Below are 2755 nucleotides of genomic sequence, written 5' to 3'. Positions count from 1 at the left end.
ATGGTCAAACGGGTGTCATGAGAACAACGGGCGACAGTTGTAGCGGGTTACTCGGGGGTGTAGTGCTGGAGCATCTCGATCAATTCCGCATCAGCGTCTTTGGGCACGAAAATGACGATGCCAAAACCGTCATCCCCAAGCACATAGACGATTTCATACCAGTAGCGATGGGCCTCGATGACTTCCCAGGATGGCAGGAAATCAGCGTCACCATAGCGGCAGCCACTGAAGCGATTGATCCTGACCGAGAAGCCTAACGCCGCCTCCAGCTCAATGACCGTATCGCTGCTGGCCATCACAATGAACTGCACCAACTGGCCCAGCTCATAGCCATCGTAATCACCGAGACGTTCGACATAGCCCGTGATCAGTCGAGTGAGTTCTGCCTGGGTATCAAGGGCCTCCTGGATCGAAGTTGAATCACACAGTATCTGCATACGGTTTTCCTTTTCGGTGGGCAAAAAAAACGCCCTAGGAAGATTCCAAGGGCGTCGGGGGGAGTGTCGTTGATAGCGTTACGGGGTTACGTCTTTTCCACGCACTGAGTGGTCCACTCAAACAGCGGACATAAAAAAACCCCACCGACCTTTCGGACAGCGGGGCTTTCTTGCTTCCACCAATCCCTCTTACCGAAGCAAGAGGGTTATATCCGAGGATATTTAGGCTACGAAGTCAACTGCGTCAACGCCAGTCAGTGCAACACCGGACAGCTTAACGATTTGATCAACACCAGCAGCAGTGCCGTTTTCGAAGAACACGTAGCTGTCAGCGCCAACTTGTTGAACGTTGGCTTTAACAGTACCAGTACCAACGAATACTGCGTTTGCAGCAGCCAGTGCGGCGGCAAAGTCTACAACAACCGCAGCGCCTTTGGTGACGTTAGCTGCAGCGACAGCGGTACCGAAGGAGATGCTGTCAACCTTGGTCACAAAGTCAGTGATGGTGTCAGCAGCGGCAGCAGTAGCGCCAGCGATGATAACGAACTTATCTTTACCAGCGCCACCGGTCAGGGTGTCGCCAATAGCAGCACCAGCACCGCCGCTGATGGTATCGTCACCCGAACCACCTTTGATGATGTCGGATGCAGCAGTACCCGTCACATTCAGCTTACCAGTGAAGGCAGAACCGTCGATCGAGAAGCCAGTAGTGCCAGTAGCAGCAGCAGTAGTAAGCGTCAGGTTTTGCGCACCAGTTACTACAACCGATTGGTTATCAGCTGCGGTCAGTTTCAGAACGTTGTCCGCTTGACCAACAGTACCAGTGGAGTTAACGGTAACGGTTGCAGAACCAGTTACAGTCAAGCCGTTGGTTAAGTCAGAAGCAACAGTTGTGCTACCAGCCAAGTTAACAGTCAGTGCGTTAGCACCCAGTTTCAGGCCTGCACTGCTTGTTGCCGCTTCAGCGCCAGCGCCAAAGGTCAGAGCAGTGGTGTTAGCCAGGTTAGTACCGACAAACTGACCGCTAGCACCATCGGTGTAGAAGCTGGTCTGAGTTACAAAATTGCCATCAACAGTAAGAGCCGCGTTGACAGTGCCGAGTTGTTCTACACCAACAACGCCAGTCAACTGAGCTTTCTGAAGATCGGTAGTGATGCTTGCAGCATCGCTGAAACGCAGGGAGTCAGTACCGGCGCCCAGGTCGATCACGTCGTCTTTAGCCACGTTAGCGAACTGGGTGATGTAGGTGTCGTTACCCAAACCAGTCTTGATGCTTTCGATAGCAGCGGCAGCAGACTTGTTATCGATGGTCAGGTTGCCAGTGGCAGCCGAGGCATCGATAGTTTTGACTACGCTTGCAGCAGCAGCAGCAGCCTTCAGCGTGGCGCTGACGGAACCAGAGCCAGTAATGACCAACTTGGTAGCATCAGTTGCGAACGAGCCGAGCACGTTAGTGCCAGTAGCAACAACATTCAGCGTCTCAACAGAAGCGATGTTGATACCATTGGTCGCAGTGTTAGCACCGTTCAGATTCAACGTAGCAGTGTCTGCCAAGCCAGTAGCGTTCGTGAATGTAAACTTCGCAGCAGCACCAGTAGTGTTCACGGCACCAGTAATACCGGCTTGCTGAGCAAGACCCAAGGTGACAACACCATCGAAGCCATTAACCAGGGTTGCTTTTTTCACGTCAGCATTGGCCGAAACATCGAGCACCTGGGCCGTAGCAGCCAGAGTAGCTTCAACGTTTTCAACGGCAGTCACTGTTGCGCTTGCGAAATTCCCAGTGTTGTTCACGGTAGCAGTGTTGAAAATCTTCAGGGTGTCGGTACCGTCACCGCCTTTGATCGAGTCGCCAGCACTGAGGGAAGCAGAGCCGCCATCGTCACCAGCAATGAATACGTCGTTGCTGTTGGTGCCGGTCAGGTTATCCACACTCTTAGTGAGCGAACCTGTGAAGCAAGGTCAGCAGCCCAGTTTATTCAAGGGGTTGCGACCATTTCTGGATCACCCGTTTCCCCTCACCCAGCGATCACCTAACTGCAAAAAGTATGCATTGGCCCCAATTGCCATACGAGGTTTCTTTGCTCAAATCAATCGCCATAATGGCCCCCACCAACCACCCAACCCAACGAGTCAGCCCCGTCCAGGTCAAGTGGACGGCGGGATTTCCCCGGTCGGTCCTTTGGGATTTTAACCAGCTTTGACCGCTGCCGCTGAAGACCAGTTGGTGCCAGTCGCATTGGCCGCTGCATCCACCGCCGCGATCAGGGTCTCCTGTGACAAGTGGCTGTAGCGCTGGCTGGTTTTCAGTTGCGTAT

2 protein-coding genes are annotated in these 2755 nt (G+C 53.4%); both read right to left on the bottom strand.

Annotated elements, in window-relative coordinates; all coding sequences use genetic code 11:
- Window positions 1-47: 47 nt before the first annotated feature.
- The gene (locus K0F75_RS25285; RefSeq protein ID WP_219064691.1) at window positions 48-437 is read right to left on the bottom strand and encodes a hypothetical protein; all 390 of its coding nucleotides are present in this window, start codon (window positions 435-437) and stop codon (window positions 48-50) included.
- Between the two features lie 222 nt (window positions 438-659).
- Window positions 660-2369 carry a hypothetical protein gene (locus K0F75_RS25280; RefSeq protein WP_219064690.1) on the bottom strand — a complete coding sequence of 570 codons (1710 nt, stop codon included), beginning with the start codon at window positions 2367-2369 and terminating at the stop codon, window positions 660-662.
- Between the last annotated feature and the right edge of the window lie 386 nt (window positions 2370-2755).

It is taken from the genome of Pseudomonas sp. UMAB-08 (assembly GCF_900095225.1).
Taxonomy (GTDB): domain Bacteria; phylum Pseudomonadota; class Gammaproteobacteria; order Pseudomonadales; family Pseudomonadaceae; genus Aquipseudomonas.
This window is presented reverse-complemented; position numbering and strand designations above follow the sequence as displayed.